Origin of the sequence: Pseudomonas sp. B26(2017), assembly GCF_002113045.1 — a bacterium.
In the GTDB taxonomy this organism is placed as follows: domain Bacteria; phylum Pseudomonadota; class Gammaproteobacteria; order Pseudomonadales; family Pseudomonadaceae; genus Aquipseudomonas.
The window spans coordinates 1-19,469 of the sequence record NZ_NEJJ01000003.1; the positions used below are offsets into that span (position 1 = coordinate 1).

A 19,469-nucleotide genomic window follows, 5' to 3' on the forward strand; every position below is an offset into this window, starting at 1 on the left:
GTAAACTTGCTCGGGTCGTATTCGCACTACTAAAGGGGCAGAGCGAATACCAGCCGAAAGCAAGTTGAGGGTTTCCCCTAAACCATAGAATCTCCCACAGTTGACCGCATTCCACTGTCAGGAATGCGGTTGAATGTGGGAGCGAGCTTGCTCGCGAATGAGGTTGACGCGGTTTAGCTGGCGGCCATCTTCATCCGCCGGGCCTTGAGCCCGGCAATCAGCGAAGGCCCGAGCGCCACCAGCGCCGACCCCAGCACCACCAGCACCGCCCCGCCATACCCCAGCAGATTGATTTGCTCGGCATGCACATACTCGGGCCACACCCCGGCCGCCACCGCTACTGCGCCGAACGTCACCAGCGGCGTGATCGCGAGCGTCGCACTGACCCGTGAGGCTTCCCAATGCGCCAGTGCCTCGGCAAATGCGCCGTAGGCGATCAGGGTGTTCATGCAGCACGCCAGCAGCAGCCAGCCCTGCAACGGGCTCAGCGACAGTGCTTCGAGCGGATGCACCCAAGGCGTCAGCAACATGGCGCAGAACAGGTAGATCACCATCATCACCTGCAACGAATTCCACACCGTCAACAATTGCTTCTGCCCCAACGCGTAAAAGGTCCAGACGGTCGAGGCCAACAGCACCAGCAACACGCCGGCGGTGTAATCAGATAAAGAGGTGAGCAATTCCGCCAGACGCTGATTGAAGAACAGCGCAAAACCGATCAGCAGCACCACCAGGCCAATGCCCTGGCCGATGCTGAAGCGCTCCTTGAACACGAACAGGCTGGCGATCAGCAACATGATCGGCCCCATCTGCACCACCAGTTGCGCAGTGCCGGGGCTGAGCAGGTTCAGGCCCATCAGGTACAGCACGTAGTTGCCCACCAGCCCGAGCACGGCCATCAGTACCAGCCAGCCGCCCTTCGGCCCGAGCACCTTGCGACTCGGCAGCCGTTTGGTCGCCGCCAGATAAATGAACAGACAGCCGCCGGACACCAGCAGACGAAACCAGGTCACCGTGACCGGATCCATCACCATCAGCACCTGCTTGAGCTTGATCGGCAGGATTCCCCACAGAAACGCCGTCAACAGCGCCAGGAACATGCCGTACACCCAACGACCCGATGAAACGTGCATGAGAACCCCAAGCGCCAGAGACAGGAGCGCTCATTCTAGGCGCACAGATCCGCCCGACACAGGGACAGTTGCGCTCAAGCCGCAAATGAAACTGTGCAGGTCGCAGCAGAAAATTGACGAAGGGCCGTTGATCGGCTGACCGGGCAAGGTAAGTGGTTCAGGCATAAGCTCCTTGGATCCAGCCCGGGACAACACTCACCAAGGAGACGCCGTCATGTTAGGCATGCGCGCCCAGGACACCGCCCCCGCCATGCACTTTCGCAGCGACCGCATATGCCGGGTCAATGGCGAGCTGTATTTCAGCACCCGGGAAAACACCCTCGAAGGGCCGTTCGACAGCCCCGAGAAAGCCGAGCAGCAGATAAAGGCCTACATCGCGCGGATGCAGTTGCTGGATTCCGGCAGGTAGATCCGGTCGCCCCATTCGCGAGCAAGCTCGCTCCCGCATTCGATCACATTCCTTCAATAAGAATAGGGTCAACTGTGGGAGCGAGCTTGCTCGCGAAAGCCATCGAGAGAGCAAAACAAATTCCCGGACTTAACGCACGGCCTCAAACAATCCGGTCGCGCCCATCCCGCCGCCCACGCACATGGTCACGATCCCGTAGCGCAGATTGCGTCGCTGCAACTCGCGCACCAGATGCCCGACCTGCCGCGACCCGGTCATGCCGAACGGGTGACCGATGGAAATCGAGCCGCCGTTGACGTTGTATTTCTCGTTGTCGATTTCCAGTCGGTCACGGGCGTACAGGCACTGCGAGGCGAACGCTTCGTTCAATTCCCACAGATCGATGTCCGCCACCTGCAAGCCTTTGGCCTTGAGCAGTTTCGGCACCGAGAACACCGGGCCGATGCCCATTTCGTCCGGCTCGCACCCGGCCACGGTAAACCCGCGGAAAAACGCTTTCGGCTTGAGCCCCAGTTGCAGGGCTTTTTCCAGGCTCATCACCAGCGTCATCGAGGCGCCATCGGACAACTGCGACGAGTTGCCGGCGGTCACCGAACCGTCCTCGGCGAATACCGGTTTCAATCCGGCGAGGCTTTCATAAGTGGTATCCGGACGGTTGCAGTCATCGCGATCAACGATGCCGTCGAGGATCTGCACTTCACCGCTGTTCTTGTCTTCAACGCGGTACTTCACCGCCATCGGCACGATTTCATCGTTGAACAGGCCGGCGGCCTGCGCCTGAGCAGTACGGATCTGACTTTGCAGCGAGTAACGATCCTGCGCCTCGCGACTCACGCCATAACGGCGCGCCACCACTTCGGCGGTCTGGCCCATGGTGTAGTAGATACCTGGCGTCTGCTGCTTGAGCAACGGGTTGATCAGGTGATCAGTGTTGACGCTTTTCAGGGTCAGGCTGATCGATTCGACGCCGCCGGCGACGATGATGTCGCTGCAACCCGATGCAATCTGGTTGGCGGCAATCGCAATCGCCTGCAAACCCGACGAACAGAAACGGTTGAGGGTCATGCCCGCCGTGCCAGTGCCCAATTGCGAGAGCACCGCCACGTTACGACCGATGTTGTAGCCCTGGGCGCCTTCGTTGGAGCCGGCGCCGACGATGCAATCCTCGACGCTGGCCGGGTCGATGTCGTTGCGCGAGAGCAACGCATTGACGCAATGGGCCGCCATGTCATCGGGACGGGTCTGGTTGAACTTGCCGCGAAAGGACTTGGCCAGGCCGGTCCGTACGCTGTCGACGATCACCACTTCACGCATGGCATACCTCATTGTTGCAGTCAGTTGAGAGTGGACCGAGCATATGTCCACTCAATCGCCGACCGCGACAATCATTCACCTCGCGTATGCGAGCCCATCGGCTCAGTCCTTGTGTTTCCTGGCTCGTTTGTCGGACTTCTCGAAAGCTTCTTCCAGCGCACGGTTGATCGTGCGCAAGACCTTGACCCGGGCCCAGCGCTTGTCGTTGGCCTCGACCAGGGTCCAGGGGGAGATTTCGGTGCTGGTGCGGTCGACCATGTCGCCCACCGCGGCACGATAGGCGTCCCACTTGTCGCGGTTGCGCCAGTCGTCTTCGGTGATCTTGAAGCGCTTGAAGGGGATTTCTTCACGCGCCTGGAAGCGCTCAATCTGCGTGTTCTTGTCGATGGCCAGCCAGAACTTGACCACGATCACCCCGGCATCGGCGAGCTGCTCTTCGAAGTCGTTGATTTCGCCGTAGGCACGCATCCAGTCGGCGGTGCTGCAAAAACCTTCGATCCGCTCTACCAGCACCCGGCCGTACCACGAGCGGTCGAACACGGTGAACTTGCCCCGGGCCGGGATGTGTCGCCAGAAACGCCACAGGTAAGGCTGTGCCCGCTCCTCCTCGGTCGGCGCGGCAATCGGCACGATGTTGTACTGACGCGGATCGAGCGCCGCCGCCACCCGACGGATCGCCCCGCCCTTGCCCGCCGCATCGTTGCCTTCGAAAACCGCCACCAGTGCATGGCGGCGCATGCGTTTGTCGCGCATCAGGCCGGACAGCCTCGCCTGTTCGGTGATCAATTGTTCTTCGTAATCTTTCTTTTCCAGACGCTGATCCAGGTTGAGGCTGTCGAGCAGATTCAACTGATCCACCGACGTGCCCAGCGGTTGGGCACTGACCGCACTCGAATGCACGTCGGGGCGCTTCAACGCGTTTTGCAGGCCTTCAAGCAAAATCTTGCCAACGGTCAGACTGCGGTAGTTGGCGTCCACCCCTTCGATGACATGCCACGGCGCATAGTCGCGGCTGGTTCGGCGCAACACACGTTCGCCGTATTTGACGAACTTGTCGTAGGTCTGCGATTGCTGCCAGTCCAGCGGGCTGATCCGCCAGCTGTGCAGCGGGTCGTCGGCCAACGCCTTGAGCCGCGCCTTCATTTGCTTCTTGGAGAGGTGGAACCAGAACTTGAAGATCAGCGCACCTTCGTCGCACAGCATCTTTTCCAGGCGTTCGGCCCCGGCGATGGCCTGATCCAGTCGCGGATCCTTGAACAAGCCGTGGACCCTGCCCTGCAGCATCTGGCTGTACCAGTTGCCAAAGAAAACCCCCATCCGCCCCTTGGCCGGCAGCATCCGCCAGTAACGCCAGGCCGGTGGCCGCGCCAGCTCTTCATCGGTCTGCTGGTCGAAAGTGCGCACTTCGATCAGACGCGGATCCATCCACTCGTTGAGCAATTTCACCGTCTCGCCCTTGCCGGCGCCTTCGATGCCGTTAATCAAAATGATCACCGGAAAACGCTTCTGCTGCTGCAACTCGAACTGGGCTTCCAGCAACGCTTCACGCAGAGCGGGCACGGCGGCTTCGTAGGTGTCTTTGTCGATGGCGTGACCGATTTCAGCGGATTCGAACATAGGGACGGCTCCTTCCAGGATTCAGCAAGACTAGCGGATTGGGCTCTGGCGCGGCACAGAAATTCCCGTCGGCGGCGGATTGTCCTCGAGTGATCGTCAGCCAGGCTTGCCATGGATCAAGCGCCGCCTGCGTGATCGGCTAGAATGGCCGCCTTGTCGTTGCCGAGCCTGCCATGAAACCTGTAATGCCCCACGCCCAAATCGACTGGGATGACCAGGGACGCCCGCGTTCGCGAGTGTTCGACGATGTGTATTTTTCCGACCAGTCGGGGCTGGATGAAACCCGCTACGTGTTCCTCGAACAAAACCGTCTGGCCGAGCGTTTTGCCGCGCTGCCGGCGGGTGGGCGTCTGGTGATTGGTGAAACCGGCTTCGGCACCGGGCTGAATTTTCTCTGCGCCTGGCAGTTGTTCGAACAGCATGCGGTGGCCGGTGCGCGGCTGCATTTCGTCAGCGTGGAAAAGTACCCGCTGAGCCCTGCCGACCTGCAGCGGGCGTTGGCGTTGTGGCCGGATCTCAAGCCGCTGTCCGATCAACTGCTCAAGCATTACGTGGCAATCCATCAAGGCTTCCAGCGTATTGTTCTGGATAACGGTCGCGTGACCCTGACGCTGCTGATCGGCGATGCGCTGGAACAGTTGCCGCAACTGGACGGCCAGATCGACGCCTGGTTTCTCGACGGTTTCGCCCCGGCGAAAAACCCGGAGATGTGGACCGCCGAACTGTTCGCCGAACTGGCGCGACTGGCGGCGCCCGACTCGACCATCAGCACCTTCACCAGTACCGGCTGGGTGCGGCGCCTGCTCAACGCTGCCGGCTTCAAAATGAAGCGCACGCCGGGCATCGGCCACAAGTGGGAAATCCTGCGCGGCGAGTTTCTTGGCTGGCCCGAGAATGTGCCTTTACCCGCCGCGACCAAACCATGGTTTGCCCGCCCGATTCAGTTGAGCAGTGAGCGTCGCGCTCTGGTGATCGGCGCCGGTCTGGCCGGTTGCGCCACGGCGGCCAGCCTCGCGGCGCGGGGCTGGCAGGTCAGTCTGCTGGAGCGACATGACGCCGTGGCCCGGGAAGCCTCGGGCAATCCTCAAGGCGTGCTGTACCTGAAACTGTCCGCCCACGGCACCGCACTGTCGCAGTTGATCGTCAGCGGTTTCGGCTACACCCGGCGCCTGCTGGAAACCCTGCAACGGGGTACCGACTGGGACGACTGCGGCGTGCTGCAACTGGCGTTCAATGAAAAGGAACGCGAGCGTCAGGGGCAACTGGCGGCGGCGTTTCCCGAAGACCTTCTGCAGTGGCTCGATCAACCCGAGGCGCAGGCCCGTGCCGGGGTCGGTCTGGCCCATGGCGGTTTGTACTATCCCGAGGGCGGCTGGGTGCATCCGCCCGCGTTGTGTCAGGCGCAATCCGCACAACCGGGCGTCACGCTGCTCACCCATCAGGAAGCCGTGGAACTGCGCAAGGTTGACGGCCAGTGGCAGGCCTTCGACGGTGATCGATTGATCGCAACAGCACCCGTCGTGGTGTTGGCGGGTGCCGCCGAGATCAAGCGTTTCCCCCAGAGTGCCGACCTGCCCCTCAAACGCATTCGCGGACAAATCACCCGACTGGCGCAGACCACACGAAGTCAGGCACTGGCCACCGTAGTGTGCGCCGAGGGTTATGTCGCACCGGCACGCTTGGGCGAGCACACCCTCGGCGCCAGTTTCGATTTCAACAACGACGACCTGACCCCGACCACCGCCGAACACCTGGGCAATCTGGCGATGCTCGAAGAAATCTCCACGGATCTGGTCGCACGCCTGCACATCAGCGAACCCGACGCCGACCGCCTCGAGGGTCGCGCCGCCTTCCGTTGCACCAGTCCCGACTACCTGCCGATTGTCGGCCCGCTCGCCGATCACGAAGCCTTCACCGACGCGTATCGCGCCTTGAGCAAGGATGCCCGGCAAGTGCCGGACGTTCCCTGCCCATGGCTGGACGGTCTGTACGTCAACAGCGGTCATGGTTCACGCGGATTGATCACCGCACCACTGTCTGGCGAGTTGCTGGCCGCGTGGCTCGATAACGAACCGCTGCCGCTGCCGCGCAGTGTGGCCGAAGCCTGTCATCCCAACCGGTTTGCCCTGCGCCGTCTGATTCGTGGCAAATGAACCCGGGCTCAATCAGTCAGCGGACACAATGCGACCGGTAAGGTCGACACGCTTATAACCGATCGTTCTAAAACTCCCACATGCGTGCCGGGTCAGTTTCAGGGTACCGGCCATTTCGGCGCGGTTCAGCAACACCCTCCCCAACGGAAAAACCGGTAAGGACTTTATGTGCGGATTAGCTGGCGAGTTACGTTTTGATCAACAACCTGCAGACCTTGCAGCCATCGAGCGAATCACCCATCACCTGGCCCCTCGCGGCCCCGATGCGTGGGGCTTCCATGCCCAGGGACCGATTGCCCTGGGCCATCGACGCCTGAAAATCATGGACCTGTCGGACGGCTCGGCGCAGCCGATGATCGACAGCCAACTGGGCCTGTCCCTGGCCTTCAACGGCGCGATCTACAACTTCCCGGAACTGCGCGCCGAACTCGAAGCGCTCGGTTACGCGTTCTATTCCGGCGGCGACACCGAAGTGCTGCTCAAGGGGTATCACGCCTGGGGCGAAGCGCTGCTGCCGAAACTCAACGGCATGTTCGCCTTCGCCATCTGGGAGCGTGACGCCCAGCGCTTGTTCATCGCCCGCGACCGTCTCGGTGTGAAGCCGCTGTACCTGTCGCGCACCCGCCAGCGCCTGCGTTTTGCGTCAGCCCTGCCGGCACTGCTCAAGGGCGGCGACATCAACCCGATCCTCGATCCGGTGGCGCTCAATCATTACCTGAATTTCCACGCCGTGGTGCCCGCGCCGCGCACCTTGCTGGCCGGCATCGAAAAGCTGCCGCCAGCGAGCTGGATGCGCATCGAAGCGGATGGCACCACCGAGCAGAAAACCTGGTGGACCCTGCCCTACGGCCCACGCGACGACGAGAAAAATCTGACCCTCGAAGACTGGCGCGACCGCGTGCTCGACAGCACCCGCGAAGCCGTGGCGATCCGCCAACGAGCGGCAGTGGATGTGGGTGTGCTGCTTTCCGGCGGCGTCGATTCCAGCATGCTCGTCGGTTTGCTTCGTGAAGTCGGCGTGGAAAACCTGTCGACCTTTTCCATCGGTTTCCAGGATGCCGGCGGCGAGCGCGGTGACGAATTCCAGTATTCCGATCTCATCGCCAGGCACTACGGCACCCGGCACCATCAATTGCGCATCGATGAAAAAGAGATCATCGAGCAACTGCCCGCCGCGTTCCGCGCCATGAGCGAGCCGATGGTCAGCCACGATTGCATCGCCTTCTATCTGCTGTCCCGCGAAGTGGCCAAGCACTGCAAAGTGGTACAGAGCGGCCAGGGCGCCGACGAACTGTTCGCCGGTTATCACTGGTATCCACAGGTGGACGGCGCGGCCGATCCGTATGCGGCCTATCGTGAGGCGTTTTTCGATCGCAGCTACGACGATTACGCCGCCACGGTGCAGCCGAAATGGCTGACCGCCAATGACGCCGCTGGCGACTTCGTGAAGGAACATTTCGCACAGCCCGGCGCCAATGCAGCAGTCGACAAGGCTCTGCGCCTGGACAGCACTGTGATGCTGGTGGACGACCCGGTCAAACGGGTCGACAACATGACCATGGCCTGGGGCCTGGAGGCGCGCACGCCGTTTCTCGACTATCGCCTGGTGGAGTTGTCGGCCCGTATTCCCGGCAAATTCAAACTGCCGGACGGCGGCAAGCAGGTGTTGAAAGAAGCCGCGCGACGGGTAATTCCGAGTGAAGTGATCGACCGCAAAAAGGGTTACTTCCCGGTGCCGGGTCTCAAGCATTTGCAGGGCGATACCCTGAACTGGGTACGCGAACTGCTGCTCGATCCGAGCCAGGATCGCGGCCTGTTCAACCCGGCCATGCTCGACAAATTGCTGACCGATCCACAAGGTCAGTTGACCCCGCTGCGCGGCTCCAAGCTGTGGCAACTGGCGGCCCTGAACCTGTGGCTCAGCGAACAAGGAATCTGATCGATGAAACCTCACGCCACGGCTTACAGCCAACGGCTGCTGCGCGGTCAGACGCCGTCCTACGAGCGCTTGCAGGCGCGACTGGCCGAGGACGGCAGCGAGCCGGCCGCCGAACCGATTGCAGTGCACTGCGGCTGGGGCCGATTGCTGATCGGCCACACCTTTCCCGATCCGGCGAGCCTTGCCCGGGAACTGCTGAACGAGCAGACCGGCGAGCGCGACATCGCGTTGTACGTCGCCGCGCCGCAGCAGATTCTCGGCCTGGAACCGACCCAACTGTTTCTCGACCCGTCCGACACCCTGCGGTTGTGGTTCAGCGATTATCGTCAGGCAACCCGGGTATTTCGTGGCTTTCGCATTCGTCGTGCGCAAAGTGACGCGGACTGGCAGGCGATCAATCAGCTGTATCAGGCACGCGGCATGTTGCCGATCGATCCCACCCTGCTCACCCCGCACCATCAGGGCGGCCCGGTGTACTGGCTGGCGGAAGACGACGACAGCGGCGCGGTAATCGGCAGCGTCATGGGCCTCAATCACCAGAAGGCTTACAACGACCCGGAAAGCGGCAGCAGTCTCTGGTGCCTGGCAGTCGATCCACAGTGCTCGCGTCCCGGTGTCGGCGAAGTGCTGGTGCGCCATCTGATCGAGCATTTCATGAGCCGCGGCCTGAGCTACCTCGATCTGTCGGTGCTGCATGACAACCGTCTGGCGAAAAATCTCTACGCCAAGCTCGGTTTTCGCAACCTGCCGACCTTCGCCATCAAGCGCAAGAACGGCATCAATCAGCCGCTGTTCCTCGGGCCGGGGCCGGAGGCACAGTTCAACCCTTATGCGCGGATCATCGTCGAGGAAGCCCATCGGCGCGGCATCGATGTGCAGGTGGACGACGCCGACGCCGGGCTGTTCACCCTCAGCCACGGCGGGCGCCGGGTGCGTTGCCGCGAATCCCTGAGCGACCTGACCAGCGCCATCAGCATGAACCTGTGTCAGGACAAGAGCCTGACCCACAAGGTGTTGAAAGCTGCCGGACTGAATGTGCCGTCGCAGCAATTGGCGGGGAACGCGGACGACAATCTGGCGTTTCTCGACGAATACCAGCGAGTAGTCGTCAAACCGCTGGATGGCGAACAGGGCCAGGGCGTGGCGGTGGATCTGCAGACCATCGAGGACGTGCAGCAGGCCATCGAAGCCGCCAGGCAGTTCGACACTCGCGTACTGCTCGAAAGCTTCCACGAAGGCCTGGACCTGCGGATTCTGGTGATCGGTTTCGAGGTGGTTGCAGCGGCAATCCGGCGGCCGGCAGAAGTGGTCGGCGACGGTCATCATTCCATCGGCGCGCTGATCGAAGCCCAGAGCCGGCGACGGCAAGCGGCGACCAGCGGCGAAAGCAAAATCCCGCTGGATCACGAAACCCAGCGCACCCTGCACGCGGCCGGTTATGACTACAACAGCATCCTGCCGGCCGGTGAGCATCTGTTCGTGCGACGCACGGCGAACCTGCACACCGGCGGCACGCTGGAAGACGTCACGGCGATTCTGCACCCGACTCTGGCCGACGCTGCCGTGCGCGCGGCCAGGGCGCTGGAGATCCCGATGGTCGGGCTCGACCTGATGGTGCCAGCGGCGGATCAACCGGCGTACGTGTTCATCGAAGCCAACGAGCGGGCGGGTCTTGCCAACCATGAACCGCAACCGACGGCCGAGCGGTTTGTCGATCTGTTGTTTCCGCACAGTCAGCCGGCCGTTTGATTTCTCTTCGGCGTCATTCCCGCGTTCAACGCGCGAATGACGCCCCGCAACAGGAGTTTCCATGACCACCCAAATTCCCGAACCGGACCTGAACTACCTGCAGAAAGTCCTGCTGGAAATGCTCGCCATTCCCAGCCCCACCGGGTTCACCGACACCATCGTGCGCTACGTCGCCGAGCGTCTCGAAGAACTTGGCATTCCCTTCGAAATGACCCGTCGCGGCACGATCCGCGCCACCCTCAAAGGCAAGAAAAACAGCCCCGATCGCGCAGTGTCGGCGCACCTCGACACCATCGGCGCCGCCGTGCGCGCGGTGAAAGACAATGGGCGTCTGACCCTGGCCCCGGTGGGTTGCTGGTCGAGCCGGTTTGCCGAGGGCAGTCGCGTCAGCCTGTTCACCGACAACGGCGTGATTCGCGGCAGCGTGTTGCCATTGATGGCTTCCGGGCATGCCTTCAACACTGCCGTGGACGAGATGCCGATCAGTTGGGATCACGTCGAGCTGCGTCTGGACGCCTACTGCGCGACCCGCGCCGATTGCGATTCGCTGGGCATCAGTGTTGGCGATGTGGTGGCCTTCGATCCTTTGCCCGAGTTCACCGAAAGCGGCCACATCAGTGCCCGCCATCTGGACGACAAGGCCGGTGTCGCCGCGCTGCTGGCCGCGCTGAAAGCCATCGTCGACAGCGGCCAGGAGTTGATGATCGACTGTCATCCGCTGTTCACCATCACCGAGGAAACCGGCAGCGGCGCGGCGGCAGCGTTGCCGTGGGACGTCAGCGAATTCGTCGGCATCGACATCGCCCCGGTCGCACCGGGCCAGCACTCCAGCGAACATGCCGTGAGCGTGGCCATGCAGGATTCCGGCGGCCCGTACGACTATCACCTGTCGCGGCACCTGTTGCGACTGGCGGGTGAACACGAGTTGCCGGTGCGCCGCGACCTGTTCCGCTATTACTTCAGCGACGCCCATTCGGCCGTCACTGCCGGTCACGACATCCGCACCGCCCTGCTCGCCTTCGGCTGCGACGCGACCCACGGCTACGAACGTACGCACATCGACAGCCTCGCGGCACTCAGTCGCTTGCTCGGGGCCTACATTCTGAGCCCGCCGGTGTTCGCCAGCGATGCACAACCGGCCAATGCTTCACTGGACCGATTCAGTCATCAGATCGAACACGAAACGCAGATGGAGAGCGACACCCGTGTGCCGTCGGTGGACAGCCTGGTGGGGCAACGCTCGGAAAGTTGAGTCTGGCCCTCGGCGGTCATTCGCCGTAGCATCCCGACATTGATTTAGCCGAGGTGCCCATGCTGATTCCCTACGACGCGCTAGAAGTCGACACCCTCACCCGCCTGATCGAGGATTTCGTCACCCGTGACGGTACCGACAACGGTGACGACACGCCGCTGGAAACCCGCGTGCTGCGGGTTCGCCAGGCACTGACCAAAGGTCAGGCGCTGATTGTCTTCGATCCGGAAAGCGAGCAATGCCAATTGATGCTCAAGCACGACGTGCCCAAGCACCTGTTCGACTGAAAACGGTCAGCGGCCCTTGCCGCTGGCCTGTTTGCGCTGGATCCGTTCGTAGACCTCGGCGCGATGCACGCCGACCTGCTCCGGCGCTTCGACGCCGAACCGCACACTGGAGCCGTTGACCGCCAGAACGCGCAGAGTGATGTTGTCGCCGATGGAAATCAGTTCACCGACAACACGGCTGAGTACAAGCATGGGAGGTGTCCTTCAAGGTTTGCGAGCCTTGAAGATGCGCGGGTTTCGCCCGCCCTACAATGCACGCCGGGCAATTCAGTCATTCCCTACGCGCCAAGGCGCGCAAGCCTTCAGACGTTTCCTTCAGGCCTGCGAGATTCAGCTCGCGGAAAACCTCGGCCCGAACAGAATCACACTCGCCCCGATCACACACAACGCCACTCCGATCCAGTCCGAACCCAGCGGGCGGATGCGTTCGACCACCGCCAGCCAGCCAATCGAAGCAATGATGTAGATGCCACCGTATGCGGCATAGGCGCGACCGGCGTAGGTCGCTTCGACGCGCGTCAACAGCAGCGCGAACAGGGTGAGGCTGATCAGCGCCGGGATCACCCACAGGGCGCTCTTGCCCTGGCGCAACCACATCCAGAACGCGAAACAACCGGCGATTTCGAACAGCGCGGCGAGGAAAAACCACAGGTAGTTGAGCATGCAAAACATCTCGTCGGGGTGACTGTTGCGGCCACCCTAACGATGCGGCGAACGCGGGGCAAGTTCAGCCGTTGTTCTGTCTGGCCTTGGCACGCATCTTTTCAGCCATCGCGGTCATTTCGTTGTAAAGCAATTGCGGATTCTTCTGCTTGAGCGCCCAGGCCATGCGTCCTTGTTCGTGGGGCAGGATCATGAACTCACCGGCCGCGACTTGTTTGTAGATGTAGTCGGCAATATCGCTGGCGGTGATCGGCGAACTTTCCAGCAACTTGCCGACCTGGGCTTTCATCGCCGGCGTCGGGCCACGGAAAGAATCCAGCAGGTTGGTCTGGAAGAACGACGGGCAGACCACATGAACCCCGACTTCCTGTTGAGCCAGTTCGATCAACAGACTTTCCGACAGCGCCACCACACCGGCCTTGGCTACGTTGTAATTGCTCATCGCCGGGCCCTGCATGAGCGCGGCCATCGAGGCAATGTTGATGATCTTGCCCTTGCTCTGCTCCAGCAACGGCAGGAACGCCTTGCAGCCCTTGACCACGCCCATCAGGTTGATCGCGATCTGCCAGTCCCAGTCCTCCAGCGACAGCTCGCTGAAGAAACCGCCCGAGGCCACCCCGGCGTTGTTGACGATGATGTCGATGCCGCCAAGTTTCACTTCGCAGGCCTGGGCGAATGCGGTGAGCTGGCTGTAATCACGCACGTCGCAGCGCTGGATGAAGCCATCGCCGCCAGCCTCGCGAACGAGTTTCAGGGTCTCTTGCAAACCGGGCTCGCTGACGTCGGACAAGGCCAGTTGCCAGCCTTCACGCGCCCAGCGCAGCGCGATTTCGCGACCCAGGCCTGAGCCCGCGCCAGTGATCATCATGCGATTTTGCATAGCAGACAGCCTTGTTGTTCCGGGGAAGATGCGCGGAGTGTAGCGAAGGATCATCAGCGACCCACGCTCCATCAGATTGCTGAATGGCGAGGGCAAACCGCGACAACAAACGAAATAAGCACGCGAGCCAAATACCTTAAAAAAACATTGAATTTTCTTTCATGCGCACCAGTCGGAATTTGTAAGCCGTCTGGAATTAGTTCAACTTCCAGCCGCCCTTGAACACCAAGACTTCACAGACGCTATCAACAAGGAAATAGACATGGGCACAATTCTAATCATCATCCTGATCCTGTTGCTGATCGGTGGTCTGCCGGTCTTCCCGCACTCCAGAAGTTGGGGTTATGGCCCTTCGGGCATTATCGGTGTGGTGCTGGTAGTACTGTTGGTGCTGTTGTTACTCGGTCGGATATGACTGTTTGACCGACAAAAAAAGAGGCCCTTCAAAAGGGCCTCTTTTTTATTGCGCCGAATGATCAGTCCGGCTTGCCGTTAATCACACCGGCGGTATTGTCGAGCAGGCTCTTGGTAGCCGTCTGCAGGAACGCTTCGAGCTTGAGCTTCAGCTCGGCGGTGCGCGGGGCGTCCGGAATGATTTCGGCAGAAGGATTGGCGCCCAGTTGGTACTGATAGATCTTCGGTGCCATTTCCTTCTCTTTCGGCAGCACCAGGATCTGGTCGGCGGTGACAATGGCGGTGGTCTGCTCGCTGCCCGACGGCTTGATCACACCGAAACCGGTGTCACCCTGCGGCAGGTTCAGCAGATCGCGGCCCCAGCACTGATGGCGCACTTCGCCGCCGAGGCGACCCATGATGGTCGGCACGATGTCGATCTGGGTGCCCACAGTGTGGTCGCGGGTACCGAATTTCTCCTGGATGCCCGGTGCGATCATCAGCATCGGCACGTTGAAGCGGCCCAGGTCCATTTCGGTGATCTGACGCTCGTTGCCAAAACCGTGGTCGCCGACGATGACGAACAGGGTTTCCTTGAAGTACGGCTCCTTGCGGGCCTTCTCGAAGAACTGGCCCAGCGCCCAGTCAGCGTAACGCATGGCGGTCAGGTGCTCGTTGAGCGGGCCACGATCGGTGACGCGCTCGACCGGCAACGGCGTCGGCAAGGCATACGGCGTGTGGTTGGACAGGGTCTGCAGCAGCGCGTAGAACGGCTTGCCGTTTTCCCGCGCCTTGAGCTCCACCAGACCACGGTCGAACATGTCCTGGTCGGACACGCCCCAGGTCGGATCGGAGAACACCGGGTTCACGAAGTCGTTGCGGCCGACGAAGTTGGTCATGCCCTGGTTGCTGAAGAATCCGGACTGGTTGTCCCAGGCAAAGTCACCGTTGTAGACGTAGACATCGTCATAGTTGCGCGCGCTGAGCAACTGCGGCAGGCCGGACAGTTTGTGGCTGCCCTCCGGGGTCTGCATCAGATACTCGAAACCCGGCAGGTTCGGGAAGCAGGCCATGGTGGCGAACATGCCCTGGTGGGTATGGGTGCCGTTGGAGAAGAAGCGGTCGAACAGCAGGCCTTCCTTCGACAGCTTGTCGAGGTACGGCGTGATGTTGCCCGGCGCGCCCAGAGCACCGACCGAGTGACCGGCCATGCTTTCCATCAGGATCACGACGACGTTCTTGATCGGCAGGGTCTTGTCGGCAGGCGGCGTGTATTCACGACGCACGGCGGCGATATCGGCATCTACCAGTTTGTCGTCCGGCATCACCAGCATCTCGCGCACGACTTTCTGCGCCTGATCCTGCGGCAGCGTAGCTTTCCAGATGTTGTCGCGATCCTCGCCCATCCGGTCCTTGGCCGCCGCGATCAGCGACAGCGTGCCGTTGAGGCCGAGCTGGTTGGCGAAGTTCGAATCGGTGGTGTACACGTCACCCCAACGCAGCGGCGGGCCTTGACGCAGAGTGCCGCGAGCGGCGACCACGCAGATCAGCAGGCACACCACGAACACCGCCAGACGCGCATACCAAGGCGCCACTTGACGGGTGCCGACGTTGCCACCGCTGAACGGGCCACGTGGGCGGGTCAGACGGTCGGCGCCCTTGAACGCCAGGGTCAGGATCAACGTGCCCACGACCCACGCCAACAGGTAGCGCACCACCGGGAAACCGTACCAGAGCATGCTCATCACGGTTTTCGGATCTTCCTTCACGTACTGGAACACCAGGCCGTTGAGGCGCTGGTGGAACTCGCGATAGAAGTCCATCTCCATCAGGCCGAGGAACAGCGCGATGCTCGAAGCGACAGTCAGCCACAGACGGAAGAACCCGCGCGCCGCCATGGCCCGGGCACTGAACAGCGCCAGCACCAGCGGAATGCAGACATACACCACCAGGCGAATATCGAAGCGCAGGCCGTTGGCGAAGGCTTCGAGGAACGTCGAGGCCGGGGTGTCGAGGATCATCTCGCGGTTGTAGACCAGCAGCGCGAGGCGCAGCACGGAAAACATCACCATCATGACCAGCGCGCACAGGAGCGTGTAGGCCAGATGCGATTTGACGGTCGGTTGCAGCAGGCGACTGGAAGATCGCTGCTGACTCAGGGCGTCCGGGTTTGCCATGTCGTTTTAGGACCCATTGGAAGTTGAAGTTGCAAAAATTCAGCTGCGCCCTGCCCTCTGTTGGCCGTTCCAGGCCCCGGGGCTTGCGCGGAGCGCAAATGTTGCACGATCACCGGCGGCATTGCCATTGATTAGTGCCCGCTGCCGGACGCTTTCATTCAAGGCACAGCGCATCGGGACAGGTGCAAACAGCGCGGGCGAATTGTCTTGGAGACTTTGTGAAAATTTCGTTCAACGCATATCCGGAAACACAATAAGCCTTGAAAACAAAACGCCCCGAATTCTTCGGGGCGTTTACAGATGAACGCGATATTTATTTCTCGGCGCGTTCTTTCAAGGCTTTCAGGGTGTTGAACGGTGCATCGACCACAAACTTGTTGGCGATCATCGACGGCACGCTGCCACCTGGCTCGGTGTGAACCTGATAAGTCACTTCAACCTGATCGCCCTTTGGCACGAACTTCCAGAAACCTTTGACCTGCGCGACCCGCACAAAGCCCTTCTCTTCGGGCAGGTACTTCGGCAAGCCTTCCAGATTGCGGGTCAGGCTGCCATCGGCGCCTTCAACAGTGGTGACATGCAGGATGGAGTCGCGCGGAGTGACCGGCCATGGCGTGTTGAACTGAGTGTAGGTCCAGCTCTGGTCACCTTCGTGCTTGAGCAGTTTCTGGGTCTTGCACTCGTGAATCCAGGCGCACGCACCGGAAACGTCTTCCTGCAAGGCGCGCAGTTTAGCGATGGTGGTCTTCATCAAGGTCACGCCCTGATAAGACTTGTAGTCCGAACCCGGCACTTCGCTCAGGGAGACCTTGATGCCGTCCTCGTTCTTGGCGACTTTCCAGTCTTCAGCCTGGGCGGCCGAGGTGGCCAGCACGGCAGTCAAACCACACAACACAGCGATACGATGCAGCGAACCCATAGTCTTATTCCTTATTGTTGAAGTTCCGTTCGTTTGACACATCACGCCGCCGTCATCTGCTCCCACCATCCGAGCAGTCTGATCGCGTCTTCCTGGCTGCTGCCGCAGACGTCGGGATCGGCCTTGAAGCCTGAACAGACCGCCGGACGCTCCGGTCGGCCGAAAATGTTGCACAGGTTATCGACCGACAACTGAACGCAGCGTTCACCGGCAGGTTTGCCATCGGGCATGCCTGGAATCGGCGAACTGATGGAGGGGGCAATGCAGCAGGCGCCACAGCCTTCACGGCATTTCATGACGACGCGTTCCTCGCAGCGGGCAATGTGTTAAAGGGACGCGGAACAGGGTAACCGCTTAAACGGCTGTTTTAAATTCCCTGAACCGGGGTTTTTACGCAGAAACGAAAGTGACTGACCAGTCTCCGACAAAGCGTCTGGTCTGCGGGTCACCGATGGGGACGATTTATTGCTTGAACTCGAAATCCAGCGCCGCGCCTTCGACTTCCCGACGCTCCTCATTGCGCAGCTGCAACTGCATTTCGTTGCTGAGCAAACGGCCGTTGAGCTGGAACCCGCTGTTCTTGTCGCCGAACATTTGCGGCAGGATCGGTTCGCGCTTGGGCAGCGTCACGGAGCCAGGCGGTTTCAATTCCTGGACCATGTCTTTGGGCAGACTCAAATCGAGCTTCGTGGACGGCAACGGCGTCTTGGCCACTTCTTTCGCCGACTTGGACTTGGAAGCGACCGGAGCGCGCTTCTTGGCTGGAACAGCCTTTTTCTGCGGTTCTTTCTTCGCTGGAACGGCTTTCTTGACCGTGACCGTTTTTTTCGCGGTGGCTGCAGCCGGCGTCTTTTCCTGAGCCGCGGCCGCCGTCGCGCCAGGCACATGACCCATCATCAACAGGCAGAGCACAACCCAGGCGACAGAAAATTTCGCTTTCATGAACCCAACGAAGCTAACGGCAGAGGGCCATATGCTCGCCTGTTGGACGCCACATGACAAGCTCCGCCACTGTTTCAAAATCCGCCGGCCATCTCCTGGCAGAGCTGGGTCGCCAACATGCCAAGGGTCATCAGCGCCCGTTCCGCTTCACGATTCCACGGTATGCCGCAGTTCAACCGGATGCAGTGGTTAAACTGCTCGGTGTTGCTGAAAATCAGGCCCGGCGCAATGCTGATGCCCTGTTGCAGCGCCCGCACGTGCAATTCCTGGGTGTTGACCCGCCCCGGCAGACTGACCCACAGAATGAATCCGCCGGTCGGCCGGGTCATCTGTGTGCCTTCGGGAAAGTACTGCTGAACCGCCAGCTGGAACGCACTGAGATTTTTTCGGTATTCCTGGCGGATGTACCGTAAATGCCGGTCATAACCACCGTTTTCCAGGTAAGCCGCGATGGCCATTTGCGTGACACTGCACGCCGAATGGGTGCTGAAGGTCTGCAAGCGCTGGATTTCCTGCTGATACTTGCCGGCGATCATCCAGCCGATGCGCACACCGGGGGACAACGTCTTGGAAAAACTCGAGCAATAGATCACCCGATCGAGCCGGTCGTAGGCCTTGAGCGACTTGGTGCGGCCCTGCTCGAACATCAACTCGCCATAGATGTCGTCTTCGACAATCTGGATATCGAAGTCCGAAGCCAGTCTCAGCAGTTGTTTTTGACGCTCCTCTGGCATGGTGCCGCCGAGCGGATTACTCAGGCGCGTGGTCAGCACCAGCGCCTTGATCGACCATTGGTTGGCCGCCAGTTGCAGGGCTTCGAGGCTCATGCCGGTGGCGGGGTCGCTGGGGATCTCGATGACTTTCAGGCCCAGCAGATCCGCCAGTTGCAGCAGTCCGTAATAAGTCGGTGATTCGGCGGCGATCAGGTCGCCGGGGCGGGTCAGCACCCGCAACGACATCTGCAAGGCGTCGACGCAGCCGTGGGTGATCACTACTTCCGAGGGGTCAACGACCACGCCTGCATCGCGCATGCGAATTGCCACTTGCCGGCGCAACGGTTCGAAACCGGGGCTGAACATATAGCTGAACGCCCGAGGGCTGTGAAACCGGGTGACCTTGGCCAGTTGCTGATGCAGGGCACGCACTGGCAAGTAATCGACACTCGGCACCGCCGCTCCCAGCGGGAACACGCCTTCACGACGTGATTCGACCAATACTTGCTGAATGATGCTGCTGCGGGTGACCAGGCCTGGCCGTTCGACCCGGGCGATGTCCGGCGTGGGCGCCGTCAGTGCGGGAGTCTGGTGCACGTAGTAACCGGACTGCGGCCGCGCGCGGATCAGGCCCTGATCCTCGAGGTTGGCGTAAGCCTGCAGCACCGTGGCATGGCTGACGTTGAGCTGCGAACTCATCTTGCGCACCGAAGGCACGCGCTCGCCCGGTTGATAGACGCCACGGCGGATATCTTCGGCCAGCTGTTGAGCAATACGTTGGTAGAGCAAGAGATTGGTCATGACGCAGCACTCGATTTCACGGGCGTTTTATTCTTGTGTGAAACAATACCGGAACAGTTTGGAAGTGTACTGGGACAGTTGCCATATTAGTCAACCATACAGTGCAGTGTCGGTGAAATCTGTACTGC

At 61.0% G+C, this 19,469-nt stretch carries 18 protein-coding genes; 7 read left to right on the plus strand and 11 right to left on the minus strand.

Annotated features, from left to right (window positions below; all coding sequences use genetic code 11):
• Positions 1–173 precede the first annotated feature (173 nt).
• Positions 174–1,133 (minus strand): DMT family transporter, encoded by a 960-nt coding sequence (locus tag CAF79_RS05205; RefSeq protein WP_085696949.1) that lies wholly within the window; start codon positions 1,131–1,133, stop codon positions 174–176.
• 214 nt (positions 1,134–1,347) lie between these two features.
• Between CAF79_RS05205 and CAF79_RS05210 the strand changes: the two genes are divergently transcribed.
• Positions 1,348–1,542: a DUF6316 family protein gene (locus CAF79_RS05210; RefSeq protein ID WP_085696950.1), complete on the plus strand. Its 195-nt coding sequence runs from the start codon at positions 1,348–1,350 to the stop codon at positions 1,540–1,542.
• Positions 1,543–1,671: 129 nt separating this feature from the next.
• Here the strand turns inward: CAF79_RS05210 and CAF79_RS05215 are convergent, their stop codons facing one another.
• Both CAF79_RS05215 and pap read right to left on the minus strand, forming a co-directional pair.
• Positions 1,672–2,856: a thiolase family protein gene (locus tag CAF79_RS05215; protein WP_064383416.1), complete on the minus strand. Its 1,185-nt coding sequence runs from the start codon at positions 2,854–2,856 to the stop codon at positions 1,672–1,674.
• Between the two features lie 102 nt (positions 2,857–2,958).
• Positions 2,959–4,473: a polyphosphate:AMP phosphotransferase gene (gene pap / locus CAF79_RS05220; RefSeq protein WP_085696951.1), complete on the minus strand. Its 1,515-nt coding sequence runs from the start codon at positions 4,471–4,473 to the stop codon at positions 2,959–2,961.
• A 173-nt stretch (positions 4,474–4,646) separates the two neighbouring features.
• Between pap and mnmC the strand changes: the two genes are divergently transcribed.
• The 5 genes from mnmC (at position 4,647) to CAF79_RS05245 (ending at position 11,853) form a co-directional block, all read left to right on the plus strand.
• Positions 4,647–6,626, plus strand: coding sequence for a bifunctional tRNA (5-methylaminomethyl-2-thiouridine)(34)-methyltransferase MnmD/FAD-dependent 5-carboxymethylaminomethyl-2-thiouridine(34) oxidoreductase MnmC (mnmC, locus tag CAF79_RS05225; protein WP_085696952.1), 1,980 nt, complete (start codon positions 4,647–4,649; stop codon positions 6,624–6,626).
• A 166-nt stretch (positions 6,627–6,792) separates the two neighbouring features.
• The gene (locus tag CAF79_RS05230; protein ID WP_085696953.1) at positions 6,793–8,565 is read left to right on the plus strand and encodes an N-acetylglutaminylglutamine amidotransferase; all 1,773 of its coding nucleotides are present in this window, start codon (positions 6,793–6,795) and stop codon (positions 8,563–8,565) included.
• Positions 8,566–8,568: 3 nt separating this feature from the next.
• Positions 8,569–10,314 carry an N-acetylglutaminylglutamine synthetase gene (gene ngg / locus CAF79_RS05235; protein ID WP_085696954.1) on the plus strand — a complete coding sequence of 582 codons (1,746 nt, stop codon included), beginning with the start codon at positions 8,569–8,571 and terminating at the stop codon, positions 10,312–10,314.
• Positions 10,315–10,375: 61 nt separating this feature from the next.
• Entirely contained in the window at positions 10,376–11,566 is a 1,191-nt protein-coding gene (locus tag CAF79_RS05240) for an osmoprotectant NAGGN system M42 family peptidase (protein ID WP_085696955.1), read from the plus strand.
• A gap of 59 nt (positions 11,567–11,625) precedes the next feature.
• Positions 11,626–11,853 carry a YheU family protein gene (locus tag CAF79_RS05245; protein ID WP_003192759.1) on the plus strand — a complete coding sequence of 76 codons (228 nt, stop codon included), beginning with the start codon at positions 11,626–11,628 and terminating at the stop codon, positions 11,851–11,853.
• 6 nt (positions 11,854–11,859) lie between these two features.
• On the opposite strand, the gene csrA is transcribed toward CAF79_RS05245, so the two are convergent.
• The 3 genes from csrA to CAF79_RS05260 all read right to left on the minus strand — a co-directional run bounded on the left by csrA (position 11,860) and on the right by CAF79_RS05260 (position 13,396).
• Positions 11,860–12,045 carry a carbon storage regulator CsrA gene (gene csrA / locus CAF79_RS05250; RefSeq protein WP_007950875.1) on the minus strand — a complete coding sequence of 62 codons (186 nt, stop codon included), beginning with the start codon at positions 12,043–12,045 and terminating at the stop codon, positions 11,860–11,862.
• A gap of 138 nt (positions 12,046–12,183) precedes the next feature.
• Positions 12,184–12,516: a YnfA family protein gene (locus CAF79_RS05255; RefSeq protein WP_007950874.1), complete on the minus strand. Its 333-nt coding sequence runs from the start codon at positions 12,514–12,516 to the stop codon at positions 12,184–12,186.
• Between the two features lie 64 nt (positions 12,517–12,580).
• Positions 12,581–13,396: an SDR family oxidoreductase gene (locus CAF79_RS05260; protein ID WP_085696956.1), complete on the minus strand. Its 816-nt coding sequence runs from the start codon at positions 13,394–13,396 to the stop codon at positions 12,581–12,583.
• A gap of 256 nt (positions 13,397–13,652) precedes the next feature.
• On the opposite strand from CAF79_RS05260, the gene CAF79_RS05265 reads away from it, so the two are divergent.
• Positions 13,653–13,811, plus strand: a complete 159-nt coding sequence (locus tag CAF79_RS05265) for a DUF3309 family protein (protein WP_169432680.1) — start codon at positions 13,653–13,655, stop codon at positions 13,809–13,811.
• Positions 13,812–13,872: 61 nt separating this feature from the next.
• On the opposite strand, the gene CAF79_RS05270 is transcribed toward CAF79_RS05265, so the two are convergent.
• From CAF79_RS05270 to CAF79_RS05290, 5 genes are all read right to left on the minus strand, one after another.
• Entirely contained in the window at positions 13,873–15,966 is a 2,094-nt protein-coding gene (locus CAF79_RS05270) for an LTA synthase family protein (RefSeq protein WP_085696957.1), read from the minus strand.
• A 313-nt stretch (positions 15,967–16,279) separates the two neighbouring features.
• Complete coding sequence (locus CAF79_RS05275) at positions 16,280–16,885, minus strand: START domain-containing protein (protein WP_085696958.1); 606 nt, start codon at positions 16,883–16,885, stop codon at positions 16,280–16,282.
• Between the two features lie 41 nt (positions 16,886–16,926).
• Positions 16,927–17,181, minus strand: coding sequence for a YkgJ family cysteine cluster protein (locus tag CAF79_RS05280; RefSeq protein WP_085683506.1), 255 nt, complete (start codon positions 17,179–17,181; stop codon positions 16,927–16,929).
• Between the two features lie 166 nt (positions 17,182–17,347).
• Positions 17,348–17,827, minus strand: a complete 480-nt coding sequence (locus CAF79_RS05285; protein ID WP_085696959.1) for a translation initiation factor 2 — start codon at positions 17,825–17,827, stop codon at positions 17,348–17,350.
• A 74-nt stretch (positions 17,828–17,901) separates the two neighbouring features.
• Entirely contained in the window at positions 17,902–19,341 is a 1,440-nt protein-coding gene (locus tag CAF79_RS05290) for a PLP-dependent aminotransferase family protein (RefSeq protein WP_007950868.1), read from the minus strand.
• Positions 19,342–19,469: the final 128 nt, after the last annotated feature.